The sequence below is a fragment of the Neobacillus sp. YIM B06451 genome, from assembly GCF_032667185.1.
Taxonomy (GTDB): Bacteria; Bacillota; Bacilli; order Bacillales; family Cytobacillaceae; genus Bacillus_D.
Genome location: NZ_JAVFKJ010000012.1, coordinates 74,284 through 93,238 on the forward strand (window position 1 = coordinate 74,284; position 18,955 = coordinate 93,238).

An 18,955-nucleotide genomic window follows, 5' to 3' on the forward strand; every position below is an offset into this window, starting at 1 on the left:
ATGCCCCTTTACTCATTATCTTAACAAACCTACTGTTCGGTTTTCCTGGCCTGCTTTGCCGCTAGCCTGAGCTGGCGGCGTTCCAGGGACTGTTTGTATAATTCCTTTTCCTCATCCGTTTCAGGGATGACTCCGGGAACCGGCGTTGGCTTGCCAGAGCTGTCAACGGCGACCATTGTCAGGAATGAATCTGTGGTCAGCCTGCGCTGTCCTGTATCGGGATGCTCGCACACAACTTTCACGTACACGTCCATCGAAGTCCTTCCCGTTGAAATCACGAATCCCTCAAACGTGAGGATATCGCCTACTTTTACCGTAGACAAGAAATTGACTTTGTCAATAGAGGCAGTCACCACTTCTGACTTGCTGTGCCTCATTGCTGCAATTCCCGCGATTTCATCGATCATTGCGAGGATTTTCCCTCCGAAAATCGTTCCCATATGGTTCGTATCAGGCGGAAGGACAAGCTTCGTTTGAATTGTCCTGGAAACATTGGTGGAAAGGCGTTGTTCCATTGCATCGTCCTTCTTTCTTTTTAAAAATGTAAAAAGCCATCACGTTGCTATGATGGACCGGGCAATCCCTCTATCTAGTTTTAGAATAGTAGTAACCCATAACTCGACGCATATATTTAATGTAGTATACAATTTCTAGTATGCCTACTTTATAATTTTTTTTCCACAAATGGGCATGCTGCCTATTTGGCGATTTCCATTCAATCTTTTCGGGGGAGAGCTGGGCTTGTTAAAAGACTGGACGCTGTTTGAGAAAGTGTGGCTGGTTGTTTTTACAGCGGTGAATATCTCGGTGTACTTTGCCTGGAACAATACGCTGATCGGGCTGATCAGTTCGATCTCCGGGATGCTTTGCGTCGTATTAGTTGCGAAAGGAAAGATTAGCAACTATTATTTCGGCATCATCCAGACTGGTACATATGCTTACATTTCCTATGTCTACGGCCTGTATGGCGAAGCGATGCTGAACGCAGCGTTTTACTTCCCGCTGCAATTTATCGGCATTTATTTTTGGAAAAAGAACCAGATTGGCGAGGGAACAATCGGGGAAGATGTAGCCGTCAAACGCCTGAATAAAAAGCAGTGGGTCTGGCTCAGCATCTTCACTGTCGCTTCGTCCGCTCTGTATGCAGAACTTCTTTATATGATTGGAGGCCAGCAAGTTCGAATCGATTCAGTTGCGGTCGTTCTATCGATCATCGCGCAAATCTTGATGGTCAAGCGCTTCGCAGAACAGTGGGTGCTGTGGATTCTCGTCAACGTCCTTTCAATCGCTCTCTGGGCAATCACCTTGTTCAACACCGGCGGGAACGATTATATCATGCTCGTCATGTGGACCGCATTTCTGATTAACAGTATTTATGGATACATCAACTGGATCAGGATGTCGAAAATGCAGGGAGGTGCAGAGGCATGAGGGTTGGGATGTATGGCGGAAAATTTTATCCGATTCATATGGGGCACGTGTATGCGATGATTCAGGCAAGCGCGATGGTGGATGACCTTCATGTAATCGTGTCCTATGATGACCGTTATGAACGGGAAGTACTCGTACAGGGGGCGAAAATTGCCCATATCCCTTATTCCATCAGGCTGCGCTGGTGGACACAGCTGACGAAGGATATGCCCCATGTCCATGTTCATGCGGTCGAAGAAATCCAAACCGGGCAATTCTCCGACTGGGTAAAGGGCGCGGAGGCGATTAAAGCCGCAATTGGCAAGGAGATTGACACGGTCTTCAGCTCGGAACCTTCCTACAGCGGATATTTCGATAAGCTGTATCCTTCCGCCAGGCATGTTGTCATTGACCCGGCCCGCGAAACGTACGGCATATCGGGAACATTGCTGCGGGAGGATGGTCCCATCAAGCATTGGGAAATGCTGCCGGACATTGTTAAGCCCTATTTTGTTAAAAAAATTGTTGTTGTCGGCACGGAAAGCTGCGGGAAATCCATCCTGGTCCGCAATCTCGCTACCCTTTACAATACGGTATTTGTAGAGGAATATGGCCGGACCTTTTACGAGCAGATTAGCGTTGGTGAAGCAGTTACGATTCCCGGCGATTATCCACAAATCGCCTTCGGGCACAAGAATCTGGAAAACGAGCAGCTAAAGCAAGCCAACAAAGTTCTGTTCATCGATACAGAAGCGATTGTCACGCAATACTTCTCGATTGCCTATCTTGGAAAAAGGCAGCCAATCCTCGACGAAATAGCCAGGCTTCAGAATTATGATCTTTGGCTTTTCCTTGAACCCGATGTCAAATGGGTCGACGATGGCACCCGCTCCTTCGGCGAACGGAAAGTCCGTGAAAAAAACAACGCCATCCTGAAGGGATTGCTTCATGAGCACGGAATTTCCTATAAGGCCATTAGCGGTAATTATCAGGATAGGCTGAACGAAGCGATTCGGCTGGTGGATGAGTTGCTTTGGGGATGAGATTAGCGTTTCAAAACTTATTACAGAGAGCAGCTAATGGGTGGAACTGTATTGCCCCGAACAGCTGCTGTCCTTTTATGAACGGTTGCTTCAAAACGGAAGTAAACGGCAGCATGTGAATGAGACTCAACCCGTAAGGAGCAGGCAGCTGCTCCTTTTTAGATTAAGTCATTGCATTTGAACAGGGGAGAAGACAGTTCCACTGTTTAGTAACGGTAAATTGAATTGGAGATTATGGTATAATGGAGGAAATTCCTGGGCGGGGGTGGGATATCCTATGTATGTAATTGTTGACTTTATCAAAAATCTCTTTTTGGATATGTGGGCAATGGTAAAGGGATTCCTTTATGGCATACTATTGTTTTCCGTATTAATTTTGCTGGGCGGCGCCTTGCTGTATGGATTTCTTTATTTAAAAAACGTGGTGTTTTAAAGAGTGGCTGGCAGTTCATTCACATAGAAGTTAATGGTTAAACAGTCTTGGATGAGTCGATTCCCCTACAAGTCGTGCAGCAATTTTAACAAAAACTGTTTTGAAAAATGATTTGAATTGTAACTTTAATTGAGAGGTAAAAGGTACTATACATGACAACAGAAATCATTCGAATTTTTGATGCGGATATGAATTGCATTGGCGAAAAGGCGAGGGAAGAAGTGCACAGGACCGGGGACTGGCATGAGACCTTCCATTGCTGGTTTACGCTTGGGGAGGATGTTCTTGTCCAGAAAAGGTCCAAAGCGAAAAAGGATTACCCCGGCCTCTTCGATATCACCTCCGCCGGCCATCTAACGGCGGATGAAACGATCGAGGATGGAATTCGGGAGATTGAGGAAGAACTTGGGGTCAAACTCCAATTCAATGACCTGATTTCACTTGGTATTATTAAAGAAGAAATTAAGCTCGAGACAATATATGACCGTGAATTTTGCCATGTCTTCCTATATGAGTGCAACGAAATGCCGAAGTTCGCTCTTCAAGAGGAAGAAGTGGAAAGCATCCATAGAATTAGGCTTGAAGATGGGCTAAATCTTTTCAAAGGTGTAACCCAAACGATTGAAGTGACCGCGATTGACAGCGGAGGAAGCCAAATCGTGTCAAAGGATAGCTTTGTCGGCCACGATGCCTACTACATAGAAGTTTTTAAAAGGATAAAAGAATTGAAGGCCGAGCGCATGTAAAAAGGACCGGAGTTTTCCGGCCCTTATAAGTTAAATTTCTCTTTAATTAACGAGGCAGCTTCGACTGCGCTCAAATTCGTGTTATTCAATCGTAAATAATTCTCTCTAGTAATTTCCCCATCATGCGAATTCAAGCGGTATTTTTCCAATGAATCAAGCAAATTCGCTTCTGACCAGGCCAGGTTCCTTTTGCTCGGTTTTTGTTCAAGCCGGAGCGGCGTTTTATTGCGATGGAGCCTTTCCTCCAGGTCTGCCTCTAATTCGACGATATAAACGGTTGCGCCCCTCGATTCGAAAAGGGAACAGATCCGGTCGACATAATCCCAGTCAGCCTGGAGGTTGAATGCCCACACATAAGTAAAAATCAGCCCATCCAAATTACTCTTTGACACTTCTTCAAAGATTTCCTGGCGAAAAAGGCTCACCAATCGTTTCCCTTCCGGTGTGCTGTAATCAAAAAATTGATTAACCAGGTCAATCGTCATGTGATTATGGAAAAGCTTCAATCCAGATAATTTAGAGAGCTCATATCCAACTGTCATTTTCCCGACAGCCTGGGGTCCGATGATTAAGACGAATTTCATAGATCCTCCTATTTACGAAAAGAACAAATCGTTCTCATAAAATATTTCCTTTTCTATATTATTATAGTGGATTATTTATATATTTTCTTCATTTTAAAAGGGGGGCCATTATGGAGCCGAAAATGGTTGTTGAACTGACCGCATCGGGTGTTTTTGTCATTGTCCTTTTTGCCAGTATGTTTCTTTTGCCGTCAAGAAGAAGGCTATTTGGATTTACAGTTGTCTCAATCTTAACCATAGCTCTCATTGCCTTTTTCACTTTTCGGCCACTCTGGTATGATTTTCAGTATGTTAAAAAAAGTGCTATTTTGCATTCATATCTTGAAACCCAATACCCGGAAGAGGAGTGGCAAATCACCAGGCGGACAGGCAGGCATGATAATCCCAACCATTTAACTGTTATATTCAAAAACGAACCGAATTGGATGTACACGTATTTGGTCGGCAGGAATAGGAAAATTTGCCAGATTGGATGGACCCCTCCTGAGGGAGACCTTCCACGGAGTGGGCTGCATTATGACAAAGGAACCTGCAGATAAGGGCCCTTACTGGTCAAAGCAGTTATCATTTTCCGAAAAGCCTAGTGAATGAGGCTGGCTTGGTTCCCAATCCCTGCCCAAACTTCATCACACTCAAAAACCCCATGTTTTTCAAAATCGCTGACAATTCCAGGGGCAAGCAATGCTTTCACTTCATCCTTATCAGCCCAGCAGAAATCGGTATGTTCAGTGGATAGCATGACCGCATCCGATTCAGCCCGGCACAGATACGTAAGGATGGCGACCTGCCTGACAGGATTCGTGAGAATTGTTGTGGCAAAAAGCAATTTCCCGACCGCAACGTCCAGTCCTGTTTCTTCCGCAATTTCTCGAGCCAACGCATTTTCGAGTGTCTCCCCGAAATCCAGCTTCCCTCCAGGGCACTCCCATGTACCGCCGCCTGCCTCGTCATTGGCAGAGCGTTTCACAATCAATACTTTTCCATTGTTAACGACGATACCTTTTACCGCTACAACTATATTATTTTCCATGGTGAGAACACCTTTCTTGAAAAATTGAGAGAAGTAAATTTCCAAAAATCTATTCTTTGATCAATCTTAGTGCTTTAAATAAATCCTCATCAATTAGACTGCCGACACCCTGAAACGTCCTTGTTATATGAACATCGGGAATGATTCCGGAATGATATGTCGGATTTCCATCCAATCCGACTGTATTGGTTCCGGTCAGAGTACCACGGATATATGGAACAACTTGATACGTCTGCGTTTTTCCGTAGCTTCCTCCGGTAAGGCGGCCGACAATCGTCCCCAAGCCATGATCCTTTACATAACGAAGGAAATATTCCGGTGGGCCGACCGTTCCGCCGTTAGCTAAAAACATCATTTTTCCTCTGAATTTAGGCTGTACGGGGTCAATTGAATCTTGCCTTTCGGAAAAAGTGGCCTTTTCCTTGTGCGGGTAAATAACCTGCATAACCTGCTCGACCGGTCCTGAAAGTGTCCGGTCGCTTAAATGGCCGATAATTTCCCTATACAATGATTCATCGGATTTCATTGTGCGCATATCAAAAATGATACCTTTTGCCTTATCGAGAACGGGAAGATACAAAGTCCAAGTGTCTTTTATGTTCGTGGACAGATTGAAATAATAGATGCCATCTTCAATTTCCCAAAAATGGTCCAGTCGGTTGAACTCATCAACAGAGGCATATTCCCAGCTTGAGAGAGTTGCGGTTTTCTCCTGCTCTTCACGGGAATAGATGATTTCAGCCCGTTCCGAATCAAGGATAGAATCAATTGCCATCCACGTTCTGAATTGCGTCGATCCCGGCAGGTCTTGGGACAGGCGTTCCACATATCCGCGGGCATCAACGCCATTAATTGAGTCGATAATATCGCCAGCTATAAATTTCGTAGAATCTTTGGAACCTGTTACAACAACCTTGTCTTCCACGAGATCCAACATAACTGGAAGCCGCCTGTTGTTTTTCATTTGTTCCCTTAATGGTAAAATTGTTTGTCCGTCGTCCGTTTTCCTCATTAAAGAGGCCAGTGTTCCGAAATATTCCTCGGAGTTTTTATCATCTGCTGCAGCCTCAAGTGCGAGCCGCAGCTCCTGAGTTGGATTTATGGTAAATTGAACTGCAGAAGGATGAAAGTGAGCAAGGACATTCCAGGCCGAAATAATACCGGCATACCGGTAATTATCATTCCCGGCGTTCAATTCTTCTTTCAAATTCTGAAGATTGGCTTTCAGTTTCTCATAGCTTTCCCAGCTTTTTTTCGTGGTTCCGAGCGTTTTGCCGTTATCCACAAAGAGGATTAAAGGAAATTTAAATTGAATTGAATCCCCAAGCTCTCCTTCGTATGATTCCACAACTTTTGGATAGCTAGGAAATAGTTGCCCGTCATGAAATGTCAAGGAACCGTCCGCAAAAGTGGCCTCGACCCGCTTGCTTTTATAAAAAGAACTCTGAAGACCGGGCGGACCGTAGTGCTGCCAGGCAACAACCTTTCCGGTTGGCGCAACCTTCTTCTCCACAGGCGCCTTTTCTTCTTTTAAAAATAATGAAAGGGTAGGGGCAACGGGTAAAAATAGTTCTTCGAGAGCAGCCTTCAATTCCTTGTCATTCTTTGCATCCTTAACTTTGCCGACCCCATAAATCCCAAACCGGTTCCAATCAAGCTCGGCTGCTTCATCGCTCGGGTGAAAATAGCGGATGTACCCATAAAGCCTTCCGAATGCCTCCAAGTTGGTATAGAGGCGATCAGGAGGTTGCTTCTTTACCTTGACGGATGCCTGTTCCTCGGGGAAAAAATGTAACCCTACAATCGCAATACAGACAATGATACACAAACCAATGATTCGCAGCTTCGGCCTCTCCATCGCAGCCCCCTTATGGAAAATTTATTTTCCCTCGATTACTTCAATCGCCTTTTCCAAATACTCGTCGCTGCCGTTTCGCACACCGTCCATCGTCCGGAAAACATGCACATCTGGCTTTATGCCTAACTTGAAGGTGGATTTACCATTAGCGGAGAGCGTTTCCGTGCCTGTCATTACGCCTCTTAAAGTTCCGTTAATCGGGTACATTTGCAAATATCCGTGCGCACCCGCGGTGTTTTGGCCGACAATTGTTCCCAAGCCATTATCTTTTACATATCCAAGAATCGTTTCGGCTTGGGCTCTTGTGCCGCTATACGCAAGGAATACAGCCTTCCCCTTGAAGAGACGTGGTTCTGGGGTGAGTTCATTTTGAATTTCGTCGTATGTTGCTTTCCACTGATACGGGTAGACTGTTTGCATAATTTTTAAAATGGGCCCCTTAATCGGCTTATCCAGTAGCTGGGAGATAATTTTTCCCGTGATCTCCCCATTGGATTGGGAATTACGGAGGTCAAATACAATCCCTTTCGCCTTCCTGAGTGCATCGACATTTGCTTCAACCGCTCTCCGTGCGTCATCAGTCATATTAATATAATAAATACCTTCCTCGAGTTCTTTAAAAGTAACAGTCCGGTTGAATTCATCCATATAGCCATAGCGGCTTTGATCCACAGTGACATCCCGGTAAAGGCCGTCCCTCGTGATCCCCAGCTTCACTTCATCCATTTGAGTGATTAAATCAATTGCCCGCCAAATCTTGAACTGAGTGGAACCGGAAATTTTATTTATCTCTTTATCCAAATATTCTATCCAGCCAGCACCGTTTATCTTTTCGACGATGTCCCCAGCTTTCACATTTACCATTTCGTCAGCGGCTGTTACGACCAGCTTGCCTTCAATAATGTCCAGCGTGAAGGGTAGGCGCTCCCATGGTGAGTATTCGCTGATAAATGTATTTTCCGCCATCCCATCACCTGTTTTTTCTAAAAGAAATGCGAGTGTTTCTAAGTAGTCTTCACGTGTGCGGTCATCGGCGGCTTCCTTTAGGGCAGCGGCTAGGCTCTCTCTTATTTTACGAGCTGTAGTGGGGTCGGAAGGATGGAAGTGGGCAAGGATGTTCCAGGTGGTAATCACCCCTGCAAACCGGACATCCTCATCCTCGCTCGTCAGGTTTGGATCCATGCTCGCGAGTTCTTCTTTCAGCTTTACAAACCTGTTCCAGCTTTTCTCCGTAGTTCCGAGTGTTTTGCCGTTCTCGACATACAGGATGAGCGGCATGGAAAAACGAAGTCTCTCACTTAACGTACCATCGTGTTTTTGGCCAAGCACTGGATAATTTGCAAATAACATTCTCTCATCGAATGCATACGTGCCATCAACCAGGAAGGCGTGTACCCGGTTGCTCTTGAAAAACTGAGTGTCAGTCCCGGGTGGCCCGTAGTGCTGCCAGGCAACTACTTCCGTGGTCTTTTGCGGTGCTGGCGATTTAGGAGCCTTTTTTCCTTTTTCCGTAATCACAAGTGAAGGCGCAATTGGCAAAAATAATTCCTTCAGCACTTTCTGTAGCTCTTCGTCATCCGCCGCATCTTTTACCCGGCCTGCACCGTACACCGCAAACCGGTCCCAGTTGAGCCCGGCCGATTCGTCGCTAGGGTGGAAATAACGGACATATCCGTACAGCCGCCCAAACGCCTCTAGGTTTGCAACCCTGCGCTCAACGCTTTGCTTCTTTACAGTTGTGGCAGCTTCATCATCCGGCACGAAATTCAGGCCAACGATGGCCAAACCAATAATCAAAATCAAGCCAAAGATGCGGAGTTTCTTAGTGTCCATATTCTTGAAATCCCCCTGGTTTTCCCATTTCCTTAACTTCCATTATAGACCAATTGGGTGAGTCCGAGAAAAATTTTAAAGAATTTCCCAGGAACAAACTGGTTGGACAAGCATATAATGAGCAGGCAAAACTCTTAAACTTCTATCCATTTTGCTTTTTTATAAAATGGCCAACAATCTTGTAACGATACAAAAGCAGTGTTAAAATCAACTTTCTGAGAGAGGAGAATTCACTTGAACAACAAAGATGTCAGTACTGTTCGCAAGCAATTCAAAATAGACAATGATCGATTGAATATCACGGAAATTTTCAATGTTTATGTAAAAAAAGAAACGTCGGAAATCTATCATACGGAAAGCCACCCATTCGGGATGCTTGAACAGTTCCAGCAAGAGCTGTTTATGGACAACTTTAAGAAGGTTGTGGCGGGGCAGCTGGATTCCAAGCTGTTTGATTTGAAATTCAGGCGCGGGGAGGAAGGCAGCACCCAGACCATACTGTTCGATAGCCTGCATTATGCTGACAACGAGGCCTGGCAGGAAGCGATGCTCGCGATTGTCGCTAAATTGTTCGACGGGTTGGTTTATGAAATGGATACAGTTGTCACATTCATCCGCGGCGAATTCAAGGTTCCAACGAGAATGAGGAGTGCGGATTCCGAAGAGGGCGGAGATGATGAGGTGTATTCCCATAAATTCATCCTTTGCAGCCTGAACCGGACCGACCAGCCAAAATCAGCGCTCATCTTCGATTACATCGAGAAGGCGTTCAAGGCAAGCAGCGCGGTTGACCCGATTATCAACCTGTCGGCGCCGATGTTCGGCTTCCTTTTCCCGACATTCAACCAGGGAGTGGCGGATGTGAACCATATCCTTTATTCCGCAGGAAAGCCGAATCAGCCTTCACCGCATTTTGTTGAACATGTCCTGTCATGCGAGCCGATCAATACGGCAAAGGAAGAAAAGGACAACTTCGAACAGGTCCTGCAGACGATTATCGGCGAGAAGGTTGAAACGGACGTACTCGCAAACATCTACAGCGAAATCAACAAGGTAGTTGAGGAATCCGAGGAGACGGAAGCGCCGTTACTGGACTACCACGATGTTGAACGGATTTTGGCCGACAGCGGCGTAAAGGACGTCACATCCGAAAAAGTCGAGTTCGCCTTTAAAAACGTCCTCGACAATGAGAAAAAGGAAATCAAAGCAACTAGCCTTGTTCCGAAAACAATAAAAATCAATACGAAGGTTGCAACCGTGACAATCAGCCCCGAAGACTTGAGCAACGTCCGCTACGTGACCATCAACGGAAAACGCTGCCTGCTGCTCGAAGTCGAAGAAGACGCGGTAGTGGAAGGATTCCAGTTGGAGAATGTATCGTTGTAGTTTTTGAAAAATAATAAGCATGCCTATCCATTTAAGGGGAAGGGCATGCTTTTTCTTTGCGGGAGTGTTGATGGCCGAATGCCTCCATGATTCGGACAGCTTTTAGGGAAAAGCGCCGTTTAGTGTCCAAATGCCACCATGATTCGGACAGCTTTTTAGGAAAAGCGCCGGTTCGTGTCCGAATGCCATCGTGATTCGGACAGCATATAAGGAAAAGCGCCGGTTCGTGTCCGAATGGAACCGTGATTCGGACAGCATATAAGGAAAAGCGCCGGTTCGTGTCCGAATGGAACCGTGATTCGGACAGCAGTTAGGGAAAAGCTCCGGTTTGTGTCCGAATGAATCCATGATTAGAATAATCTTATTAATTATAGTTCTTAACCTAAATTTTTTTAGCGCTGACTTCACAAACTCTGTCTTATCATCCGCGTATTGATGTTTATCATGTTTGTTTAAACGAAAAAGCCGGGCTTTCAAGTTTTCATATGCTATACGGGCATCTTCGTTGTTTCGCAAGTAGTCCCTGAAATGCAACTGCTCCAGTAAATACTTGTTTCCCTTCTCATACATATGAATTTGGTGGGTCCTCGGTTCGCCTTTGTTAAAATAATGCCGGTCCGGCACCACATTTGTGCCTCTATACTGATAACCCAAAGCTTCCAAAGGGGAAACGCAATGCAAGCCATCGCCGAAATGCTCAATTTCTATCGCGATATCAAGGATTGGTTTCGCGCTCAAATGGGGGACAGCCGTGCTCCCGATATGATGGACCGCTACGATGTATTGCTCAATCATTTCTTCGATTAGAACTTTCTCTTTAAAAAACTCTTCTTCCCATTCATGTGTCCAGGGAACGAGGAAGACATCTCCACGCCGCAAGCCTAACATACACTCCGTCTCCTCACGATTTTTTTAAAAAATTTAAAATCCATTAACAAATCCTTTCCCTCCTCGTATGGCGGATAAATGTCGGGATGGAGGATATAGGCGATTTGCGCCAAGCCATTCAGCAATAAGGGAGAAGGCCTGCAATACAGCGGCTCATCAAGTATGTACAGCTGATCGTTCTGGATTGCCTCAATTTCTTCCCAGCCGGGTCGTTTCAAAATAACCTTTGGATTAACCTTCTTCTTGTGGATACCGACCCAAACAACACAAATCACTTCTGGATTTCGTTCCTTTACGTCATCCCAATCGGTTTGCACGCTAGCTTCAGGCCTGTCTTCAAATACATTCCGCCCGCCTGCAAGCCTGCTGATTTCAGTCAGCCAGTTTGCGGCACCCGGTGTGAATATTGGCTTTGCCCACCATTCCCAGTACAAGGATTTCGGCCTTCCTACCTGGTGGCTTAAAGACTCATAGAAAGAGAGAATCCGGTTGAATTTTTCAAAAAGCTGTTCAGCCTTTTCGGAAGTATTCGTAACCTTGCCGACAAAAAGGATGCAGTCGCCTACTTCCTTCAAAGTTTTTGGATTCGGAACAATCATGTACGGAATGTTGCGTTTTTCGAGTTCCTCGATGTTGCGTTCCATTCCCGGGACCGACAACGAGGCCAAAACTAAATCAGGCTGGAGAGCTTCAACTTTATCCATGTCGATGTTCAAATCAGGTCCAAGACGGGGAAGCCCACTGATTTCCGCGGGCCAATCGGAAAAATCATCCACACCAATAAGCGATGGCGCCAACCCTAGGTAAGCTGCCAGCTCAGTATTGCTCGGACAGATGGAAATCAGTTTCATGACAAACGCCCCCTTGCATGCTCTTCGTTACTCCTATTATAGTAAAATCATTTGCTTTGAGCGAAAGGTGATTCATTTTACAGGAAAAATACATCTTTTAGTCGAAAATAATCCAATGAGCAAAAACAACATTATTACCTGTTTTATATGAGCACAAATGAACAGGAACGCCTGGTTCACAGCTGATAGACTGTGTTTGAGAGGAGAGGGTTGCACATGGAGGGACTTCAAAGGATGCTGGACAGCATCGAGTATATGGAACGGAATTTGGACAACAATCTTCTGATTGAAGACATAGCGGCCGTAGCCTGTATGTCCAAATTTCACTTTCAACGGATGTTCAGTATGCTGACCGGTTTTACCGTCAGTGAGTATATCCGGAATCGCCGGCTCACATTGGCCGCGCAGGAGCTTGTTCATTCGAAAGCCAAGGTGATTGATGTTGCCATGAAGTACGGCTACGAAAGTCCGGAATCATTTACAAAAGCATTTCGGCGCATTCATGGAATCAGCCCGTCGGATGCCAAGAAAAACAGCCAATCCTTGAAGGCGTATCCAAGGCTCTCTTTTCAAATAAAATTGAAGGGTGATGTGGAAATGGATTATAGGATTATTGAGAAAGAAGCGTTTACGATAGTGGGGAAAAGTATCCGGACTTCAACCATTGGCGGGGAAAACAACCGGAACATAGCGGCTTTCTGGGTTGAAGCGAACGAGAATGGATTATCGAAGGAGCTTGTGAAAAACTGCGGCCAGCTTGGGTTAATCGGGGCTTGTGTTGAATTTGATAAAGATCAAGAAAACCTAACCTACATGATTGGTGCGGAAAAGAATATTAGCCAGCTTCCCGAGGACTGGGAGGAAAGGGAAATAACGGCAGCAACTTGGGCAGTTTTTCCGGTACACGGCGCCATGCCTACTGCGATTCAAAAGGTATGGGACAGAATTTTTTCTGAATGGTTCCCGGCAACCGGGTATGAGCATGCCGGCGGACCGGAAATGGAGGTTTATTGCAGCCCGGCTGACCCTTACTCCGAGGATTATTATAGCGAAATTTGGATTCCAATTAAGAAATAATGGATAGCTGCAACGATGTGGTTTTATGGGTCCAAGATATCTTAGCTGATACTTTTCCCCTTGATGCGGTAAAGAAAGCATTGATTGCACCTCAGCCGTCCAATTAACCAACGCCATTCATAGGCTTAATAAAATTTTTAAAGAAGCTGACGAACTGCTTTCCATACCAACGGTTAATAAGAACAAATAAAAACCCTTTAAGGTGATATTGTCACCTTAAAGGGTTTTTTAAATAGGAAAATGGTTAAACCAATGGCTGTTTTTTATAATATTCCATATTATAAAGTTATAATTTCATTGTGGCATACCGGTCTTCCTTGGCTGCCTTCTCTTTTTCCAGCAATTCCACCAGAGACTCAACCGTTTTCATGATTGATTCATGCGTCACATCGCGGCCAAGGATTGCACTGGCCCTCTGAATTAATTCATCTTTATTAACGTTCATAGCTTTTACCTTCCCATTCATATTGAATCGTTATACACCGTGACTGCCAACTCAATATCCTTTTTACAATGACATCCTTTAAGCTGAGGACAATGCAGGTGGTCCCCTGCCTGTTATAAAAACCATTCCCTGTCAGTATTATTTAGGATTGTTCAAATTAAATCAAGGTTATTTTCGACTATTTTCGTCTTTTTTCTGCAAAAGGGTAGTGTGCTAGCCAGTTTTCAGTCGTACATGGACAGAACCTTTTCAAGATCAGCGACCAATTGCTGGAGTTCATCCGGGGTTAATCGAATTGGCATTTGGTCATTCAACGTAATAATTTGACCTTCTGCTTCGTTCTCATGTTTTTTTAAATAGCGGTAAATGCTCGTTAATTGGTTTTCCTTCAGGACCGATTGGGTGTTCAAGTTTTTCACCTTTTGCAAGGAAAATTCATTCATCGATAGATCAAAATCGCCCGAAATGATGGAACCCTCTATAATCATCGATTCGCCCCCTTTAAGTTTGGGTTAGTTTTCCCCTTTGGAAAAGAAACAATGCCAAGGACCCATCGCAATCCGTACAAGCATTTTTGGTGTAAAATCCATGCCTAGCCTCTATACTAAAAAGAAAGATTGGAGGGATTTATATGCAGATTGAAATGTGGACAGACTTTGCCTGACCATTCTGCTATATTGGCAAAAAGCGTCTGGAGGACGCTATTCAGAAGATTGGACAACCGATAGAAGTTACGTACCGGTGCTTTGAACTCGATCCGAATGCGGCCCGGGATATTAAAGAGAACATGTACGAAATGTTAGCGAGAAAATATGGGATGAGCATCGCCCAGGCAAAGGCCAACTGTGATAATGTAGAGCGGATGGCGAAGGAAACTGGGCTAGAATATCATTTGGATTCAGCAATAATGACCAACACCTTTGACGCACACCGTTTAACGATGTTCGCCAAGACAAAGGGACTCATGAAAGAAATGACGGAAAGGATTCTCCGCGCCTATTTCACTGAATCCAAACATATTGGCGACCATGGAACTTTGGCGGAATTGGCGGTTGAAGTAGGGCTCGACAAGGAGGAAGTATTAAACATGCTTGCAAGCGGGGCTATGGCCGACGATGTTCGTGCCGATGAACAAACAGCGCGGCAGTATGGTATTTCCGGAGTGCCATTCTTCCTGATTAATAAAAAATACGCCCTCTCCGGTGCCCAGCCAACCGATGCGTTTGTCCAGGCATTGGAAAAAGTACTTGCTGAGGAAAAAATCGTCGTCTTAAATAACATGGGTGGAGACATGTGTGATGACGATGGCTGCGAAATTCCTAAGAAGTAGAGGGTTTCTCTTTATTTGCAGGACGGTAATTTAGTTTTCGCAAGGAGTAGAGGCTGCTAAAGGCCGATTCTTCGTATTAGGGAGTTGCAATCGGTCTTTAGAACCTTTTACCAGTCTCTTTTCTGGACGGCTCAACATTTTTCTTATATAGTAATGGTGACAATTGAAGCTTGGAAATGTAGGGGAGCCGGTGTTGCTGGCTGAGATAGTATCCAAAGATGCTGACCCTTTTACCTGATCTGGTTAGTACCAGCGTAGGGAACATCTTCTAGTAGACGTTTATTCGCCTATTATGGATTTTTTTATGCGCTCGGGAAAACCCGTGCGCTTTTTTATTTGTTTTGCTAGCAAACATATAAATCCTACTAGCCTATATGTACATACAATTTCTTAACCCGACCATCTTTTCCGCTTCATTGTCAAAAAAAAACAGATGAGAGGGGAAAATCATGAGAAAGTTGCTTATTGCATTATCCGCAGTTCTACTAACAGTGGGCCTTGCGGCATGTTCAGCGGACAAAAAGGAGCCAGGCACTGCAGAATCAATGAAGAAGGTCAAGATTGTCCTTGATTGGGCGCCAAACACGAACCATACAGGGATTTATGTCGCCAAAGAAAAGGGTTATTTTAAAAAACATGGTCTTGATGTCGATATTATCCTTCCAGGGGAGGCGGGTGCCGACCAGCTCGTTGCGTCCGGCAAATCGGAATTTGGGGTTAGCTATCAGGAGTCGATTACCCAGGCGAGAATCCAGGGTGTACCGCTTGTATCGGTTGCGGCTGTCATCCAACACAATACGTCCGGATTCGCTTCACCAAAAGCGAAAAACATAACATCTCCTAAGGACTTTGAAGGTAATACGTACGGCGGCTGGGGATCGCCAGTCGAAAAAGCGGTTTTGAGCCTGTTGATGAAGCAGGAAAATGCAGACGTAGACAAAGTGAAAATCGTCAACATGGGCGATTCCGACTTCTTTACGGCTGTAAAGCGAGACATAGATTTCGCATGGATTTACTATGCATGGACTGGGATTGAGGCGGAGCTGCGGAACGAACCAATCAACATGGTTTACCTGACCGATTATTCAGAGAAACTCGACTATTACACGCCTGTCATTGCCACGAATGAAAAAATGATTAAGAACGACCCGGAGACAGTGAAGGCATTCGTTGCGGCAGTTTCCGAGGGGTACGAATTTGCAATAAAGAATCCATCCGAGAGCGCTGATATTTTACTAAAAGCGGTCCCTGACCTTGATCCAGAGCTTGTGAAAAAAAGCCAGGAGTGGCTCGCGCCAAAGTATCAGGATGATGCGAAGCGGTGGGGCGAACAAAAGCTTGAAATATGGGAAAATTACAGCCAATGGATGTTCGAAAACGGCCTTCTAGAAAAGGAACTTGATGCCGAAAAAGCTTTTACAAATGAATTTTTACCGGAATAAGGAGGAGTAAATGATGGCGAACGCTCTAGTAAGTATCCAAATCATACCGAAAGCCGCGACGAGTGAGGAGACGATAAAGCTGGTCGATGCCGCTATTGAGGTAATCGACCAGGCTGGAGTGAAGTACGAGGTCCATCCGCTGGAAACAACGGTGGAAGGTGAACTTAGCCAGCTGCTTGGCGTCATTCAAAAGATGAATGAAAGAATGATTGAACTCGGAACACCGAATGTCATTTCACAAGTAAAGATCCTCTATCAGCCAGATGGCATTACGATGGACCGGTTAACGGAGAAGTACCGCTGATGAAAAGATTTGGGAATAAAGGGTGGAGCCCGATTGCGGTGCTCCTCCTTTTCTTCATGGTTTGGGAAGGACTGGCTTCCTTTTTTGAGATTCCGGCCTGGCTTCTGCCCGCCCCGACTGCGATTTTAAAAGAAGCCTTCGCCAATTACCAGCTGTTTTTGCCGGATGTGGGTGCAACGGTGATGCTAGCTGCTTCAGGCCTTTTGCTTGGGGCATCGATCGGCTTCATCATCGCGACGGTGCTGCACCTCGTACCGCCACTGAGGACGGCGATGTATCCCTTTTTAATCATCTCACAAAATGTTCCAATCATCGTCCTTGCCCCGCTGCTAGTGATTTGGTTTGGCTTCGGCTACTTGCCAAAGCTAATCATTATAACTCTTGTCTGCTTCTTCCCAATAACGATTGCCCTGTTGGACGGCTTCAGGAATGCGCCGAGGGAACTTGTCCATTATATGAAAATGTCCGGTGCGTCCTCATCGCAATTGTTTGCGAAGGTCCAGTTTCCGAATGCATTGCCGCAGTTTTTCTCCGGCCTGAAAATATCGGCGACGTACAGTGTCATGGGAGCAGTTATCTCCGAGTGGCTCGGCGCGGAAAAGGGGATTGGCGTCTTTATGACCCTTTCATCCTCGGCGTTCCGTACCGATCGCGTTTTTATCGCGATTTTTATAATTGTCATCTTGAGTATGCTATTTTACAGCCTCATTACTTTGCTTGAAAAAACATTCATCAAATGGGCACGGGAGGGAGAGCAATGATGGACCCGAAAATCAGGTTTGAAAATATAACCCATTCATTTAACGAAACCGGCCTTGTCCTCGATGGAATCTCACTCCACGTAAATGATGGTGAATTTGTTTCAATCATCGGCCCATCAGGAAGCGGGAAAAGCACTATTTTTCAAACGATTGGCGGTTTGCTGAAGCCGGAAGGGGGAGACATTTTTCTGGAGGAGCGGAGGATTAACGGGGAAACCGGAAACATTGCCTATATGCCACAGCAGGCCTCTCTGCTTCCGTGGCGGACTGTTTTAAAAAATGTCCTCCTCGCCCAGGAGCTTTCCGGCAGGACGGATGAAGCAGAAGCACGAACATGGCTTGCCAAGGTTGGACTATCAGGCTATGAAAATGCCTACCCGCACCAGCTCTCTGGAGGAATGAAGCAGCGAGTCGCGTTCATTCGGGCGCTCCTTTCTCCGCAGCCAATCATGCTGCTCGATGAACCGTTTTCCGCACTAGACGAATTTACACGGTTCGATATGCAAAAATGGCTCCTGTCCGTATGGGAAGAAAAACGGAAGTCGGTCCTATTCATCACCCACAATATCGAAGAGGCGCTGTTTTTATCAGATAGGATTGTGCTTTTGTCTCCGCGTCCAGCGAAAGTAATAAAAGAATTAAAGGTACCGTTCAATCGGCCAAGGACCGACCGGCTTCTTCTGGATGATTCCTTTTTACTGCTGAAACGCGAGATTTACGGTGCCATGAGAGAAGGGGACACGCATGAAGGTCATTGATGCGCATATCCATTTGGACAAATATACGGAGGATGAACGAGATCGGATCATCGATAGCTTAGGGGAAAATCAAATTGAGGCTTTGATTTCCGTTTCGATGGACCTCGCTTCCTGCAAGGAAAACCTGAGGCTGTTTGAGAACTGCCCGCGGATTCTTCCGACATTCGGCTACCACCCGGAGCAGCCGCTTCCTTCCCATGCCGAGCTCAACAAGCTGTTAAATTGGATTAGTAGTTATAGGGAAAAGATGGTTGCGATTGGCGAGGTCGGTCTGCCGTATTATATGCGTGCCGATTCCAAGAACGCCAATTTCCCGTACGAGGGATATGTAGAATTGCTTGAGCAGTTCATCCTATTGGCAAAAAAGCTCAACAAGCCAGTCATCCTGCACGCCGTTTACGATGACGCGCCAATTGCCTGCGGGCTCTTGGAGAAACACAGCATCGAGAAAGCCCATTTCCATTGGTTTAAGGGTGACAGGAAAACAGTTGAGCGGATGATTGCGAATGGGTATCATGTTTCGTTCACCCCAGATATTCTATATGAAAAAGAAACGAGAGAGGTTGCCGAGCAGTATCCTTTGCAGCTAATGATGGCGGAAACAGACGGACCATGGCCGTTTGAAGGAAGGTTTGCCGGAAAAATGACTCAACCCGCCATGGCCCATGACGTTGTGAAAGAGCTTGCATTGATAAAAGGAATTCCTGTTGAACAAGCCAGCTCCTTTCTTCATGCGAATACAAAACATTTTTACAAGCTTAAGGATATCTTTTGAA

At 45.5% G+C, this 18,955-nt stretch carries 21 protein-coding genes, 1 pseudogene and 1 riboswitch; of the genes and pseudogenes, 13 read left to right on the top strand and 9 right to left on the bottom strand.

Annotated features, from left to right (window positions below; all coding sequences use genetic code 11):
• Window positions 1-29 precede the first annotated feature (29 nt).
• Entirely contained in the window at window positions 30-515 is a 486-nt protein-coding gene (locus RB160_RS17610; RefSeq protein ID WP_316571738.1) for an acyl-CoA thioesterase, read from the bottom strand.
• 226 nt (window positions 516-741) lie between these two features.
• Here RB160_RS17610 and pnuC point away from each other — a divergent pair, with 226 nt between their 5' ends.
• The 4 genes from pnuC to RB160_RS17630 all read left to right on the top strand — a co-directional run bounded on the left by pnuC (window position 742) and on the right by RB160_RS17630 (window position 3,632).
• Window positions 742-1,431, top strand: coding sequence for a nicotinamide riboside transporter PnuC (pnuC, locus tag RB160_RS17615; protein ID WP_316571739.1), 690 nt, complete (start codon window positions 742-744; stop codon window positions 1,429-1,431).
• Complete coding sequence (gene nadR / locus RB160_RS17620; protein WP_316571740.1) at window positions 1,428-2,453, top strand: multifunctional transcriptional regulator/nicotinamide-nucleotide adenylyltransferase/ribosylnicotinamide kinase NadR; 1,026 nt, start codon at window positions 1,428-1,430, stop codon at window positions 2,451-2,453. Before pnuC ends, nadR begins: the two co-directional genes overlap by 4 nt.
• 277 nt (window positions 2,454-2,730) lie before the next feature.
• Window positions 2,731-2,886 (top strand): hypothetical protein, encoded by a 156-nt coding sequence (locus tag RB160_RS17625; protein WP_316571741.1) that lies wholly within the window; start codon window positions 2,731-2,733, stop codon window positions 2,884-2,886.
• A gap of 152 nt (window positions 2,887-3,038) precedes the next feature.
• A complete protein-coding gene (locus tag RB160_RS17630) occupies window positions 3,039-3,632 on the top strand; it encodes an NUDIX hydrolase (protein WP_316571742.1) in 594 nt (197 codons plus the stop codon).
• 23 nt (window positions 3,633-3,655) lie between these two features.
• Here RB160_RS17630 and RB160_RS17635 read toward each other — a convergent pair whose 3' ends face one another.
• Window positions 3,656-4,216, bottom strand: a complete 561-nt coding sequence (locus tag RB160_RS17635; RefSeq protein WP_316571743.1) for an AAA family ATPase — start codon at window positions 4,214-4,216, stop codon at window positions 3,656-3,658.
• A 110-nt stretch (window positions 4,217-4,326) separates the two neighbouring features.
• Here RB160_RS17635 and RB160_RS17640 point away from each other — a divergent pair, with 110 nt between their 5' ends.
• Window positions 4,327-4,755, top strand: coding sequence for a hypothetical protein (locus tag RB160_RS17640; protein ID WP_316571744.1), 429 nt, complete (start codon window positions 4,327-4,329; stop codon window positions 4,753-4,755).
• A 41-nt stretch (window positions 4,756-4,796) separates the two neighbouring features.
• On the opposite strand, the gene RB160_RS17645 is transcribed toward RB160_RS17640, so the two are convergent.
• Genes RB160_RS17645 through RB160_RS17655 form a run of 3 tightly spaced genes read right to left on the bottom strand, consistent with a single transcriptional unit; the run spans window position 4,797 to window position 8,937 of the window.
• Entirely contained in the window at window positions 4,797-5,246 is a 450-nt protein-coding gene (locus tag RB160_RS17645) for an NUDIX hydrolase (RefSeq protein ID WP_316571745.1), read from the bottom strand.
• A 49-nt stretch (window positions 5,247-5,295) separates the two neighbouring features.
• On the bottom strand, window positions 5,296-7,104 hold the full coding sequence (locus RB160_RS17650) for a S41 family peptidase (RefSeq protein ID WP_316571746.1): 1,809 nt from the start codon (window positions 7,102-7,104) through the stop codon (window positions 5,296-5,298).
• Window positions 7,105-7,125: 21 nt separating this feature from the next.
• Complete coding sequence (locus RB160_RS17655; protein ID WP_316571747.1) at window positions 7,126-8,937, bottom strand: S41 family peptidase; 1,812 nt, start codon at window positions 8,935-8,937, stop codon at window positions 7,126-7,128.
• A 234-nt stretch (window positions 8,938-9,171) separates the two neighbouring features.
• On the opposite strand from RB160_RS17655, the gene RB160_RS17660 reads away from it, so the two are divergent.
• A complete protein-coding gene (locus tag RB160_RS17660) occupies window positions 9,172-10,323 on the top strand; it encodes a DUF4317 domain-containing protein (RefSeq protein ID WP_316571748.1) in 1,152 nt (383 codons plus the stop codon).
• Window positions 10,324-10,701: 378 nt separating this feature from the next.
• On the opposite strand, the pseudogene RB160_RS17665 reads toward RB160_RS17660, so the two are convergent.
• Both RB160_RS17665 and RB160_RS17670 read right to left on the bottom strand, forming a co-directional pair.
• Window positions 10,702-11,211: pseudogene (locus tag RB160_RS17665) on the bottom strand (GrpB family protein); the annotation flags it as partial.
• Window positions 11,205-12,062 carry a cobalamin-binding protein gene (locus RB160_RS17670; RefSeq protein ID WP_316571749.1) on the bottom strand — a complete coding sequence of 286 codons (858 nt, stop codon included), beginning with the start codon at window positions 12,060-12,062 and terminating at the stop codon, window positions 11,205-11,207. The pseudogene RB160_RS17665 and the gene RB160_RS17670, both read right to left, overlap by 7 nt.
• Window positions 12,063-12,278: 216 nt before the next feature.
• Here RB160_RS17670 and RB160_RS17675 point away from each other — a divergent pair, with 216 nt between their 5' ends.
• Window positions 12,279-13,139, top strand: a complete 861-nt coding sequence (locus tag RB160_RS17675; protein WP_316571750.1) for an AraC family transcriptional regulator — start codon at window positions 12,279-12,281, stop codon at window positions 13,137-13,139.
• A gap of 286 nt (window positions 13,140-13,425) precedes the next feature.
• On the opposite strand, the gene RB160_RS17680 is transcribed toward RB160_RS17675, so the two are convergent.
• Together RB160_RS17680 and RB160_RS17685 are read right to left on the bottom strand one after the other, a co-directional pair.
• Window positions 13,426-13,584 carry a hypothetical protein gene (locus RB160_RS17680; RefSeq protein WP_316571751.1) on the bottom strand — a complete coding sequence of 53 codons (159 nt, stop codon included), beginning with the start codon at window positions 13,582-13,584 and terminating at the stop codon, window positions 13,426-13,428.
• A gap of 224 nt (window positions 13,585-13,808) precedes the next feature.
• Entirely contained in the window at window positions 13,809-14,072 is a 264-nt protein-coding gene (locus RB160_RS17685; RefSeq protein ID WP_316571752.1) for a hypothetical protein, read from the bottom strand.
• Between the two features lie 188 nt (window positions 14,073-14,260).
• Here RB160_RS17685 and RB160_RS17690 point away from each other — a divergent pair, with 188 nt between their 5' ends.
• From RB160_RS17690 to RB160_RS17715, 6 genes are all read left to right on the top strand, one after another.
• Complete coding sequence (locus tag RB160_RS17690; protein ID WP_316571820.1) at window positions 14,261-14,914, top strand: DsbA family oxidoreductase; 654 nt, start codon at window positions 14,261-14,263, stop codon at window positions 14,912-14,914.
• 170 nt (window positions 14,915-15,084) lie between these two features.
• Window positions 15,085-15,192, top strand: a riboswitch (TPP riboswitch).
• Between the two features lie 171 nt (window positions 15,193-15,363).
• Window positions 15,364-16,356: an ABC transporter substrate-binding protein gene (locus tag RB160_RS17695; protein WP_316571753.1), complete on the top strand. Its 993-nt coding sequence runs from the start codon at window positions 15,364-15,366 to the stop codon at window positions 16,354-16,356.
• A 13-nt stretch (window positions 16,357-16,369) separates the two neighbouring features.
• Window positions 16,370-16,660, top strand: coding sequence for a thiamine-binding protein (locus RB160_RS17700; RefSeq protein ID WP_316571821.1), 291 nt, complete (start codon window positions 16,370-16,372; stop codon window positions 16,658-16,660).
• A complete protein-coding gene (locus RB160_RS17705) occupies window positions 16,660-17,421 on the top strand; it encodes an ABC transporter permease (RefSeq protein ID WP_316571754.1) in 762 nt (253 codons plus the stop codon). Before RB160_RS17700 ends, RB160_RS17705 begins: the two co-directional genes overlap by 1 nt.
• Window positions 17,418-18,179 carry an ABC transporter ATP-binding protein gene (locus RB160_RS17710; RefSeq protein WP_316571755.1) on the top strand — a complete coding sequence of 254 codons (762 nt, stop codon included), beginning with the start codon at window positions 17,418-17,420 and terminating at the stop codon, window positions 18,177-18,179. Before RB160_RS17705 ends, RB160_RS17710 begins: the two co-directional genes overlap by 4 nt.
• Entirely contained in the window at window positions 18,166-18,954 is a 789-nt protein-coding gene (locus RB160_RS17715; RefSeq protein ID WP_316571756.1) for a TatD family hydrolase, read from the top strand. Before RB160_RS17710 ends, RB160_RS17715 begins: the two co-directional genes overlap by 14 nt.
• The last annotated feature ends 1 nt before the right edge of the window (window position 18,955 follow it).